Genomic DNA, 610 nt, shown 5'->3' on the forward strand with positions numbered 1-610 from the left:
CTGATGAAATTAGCTCTAAAGATCTCATGCCGCTGCGCCAAATGATTCAAGCTATCCTGGAAAATATCCGCTTGGAAACGTCCGTGCAAATCAAAGGTCGTTTGTTCAAAATAAGCCCCGGATGCTGCATCCATCAGACTATGAAACAGCATGCCTTTTTGCATCGGCGTCAACGCATAGACATTTTCCAGTTCCCCGATGTCACGAGTCCGTTCTACCAATTGATCCAGCTCGGCCATCGTTACATGTTTAAGCATGACATCGCTTGGCGTCAGTTCTTGCTGTTTGCGGCCTGTGCAATGCGTAATGATTTCCTGCAAACTGATTTTGAACTGTTCAGCTAACTGCTCCATCGTTTCACGACGATATTCCTGCTTGCTGTAGCTGATTGTCAATTGCAGCTTACCTTCCGAAATCAGTCCGTTCATATCCAGCGTGTGCGATCTGGCTGCATGGGCGCTAAGCTCTGCACCACTAGCGTAAGGAGATACGCCAATAGATTGATTTTGCATATCTTGATCAAATTGTCCCAAATAGTTAAAGCTGATTTCAGGTTCGGTCACAAAACGCTCTTGCTCACGGGCTGCGGACAGGTATCTCAACATCCCGT

General features: G+C 46.7%; 1 protein-coding gene. It reads right to left on the minus strand.

The window, feature by feature from the left end; genetic code table 11:
- Positions 1 to 610 (minus strand): condensation domain-containing protein (locus G9G53_RS25685; RefSeq protein WP_165150880.1); only part of this gene is annotated, 610 nt, incomplete at both ends.

It is taken from the genome of Paenibacillus sp. EKM206P, from assembly GCF_011066155.1.
GTDB classification, from domain to species: domain Bacteria; phylum Bacillota; class Bacilli; order Paenibacillales; family Paenibacillaceae; genus Paenibacillus; species Paenibacillus polymyxa_D.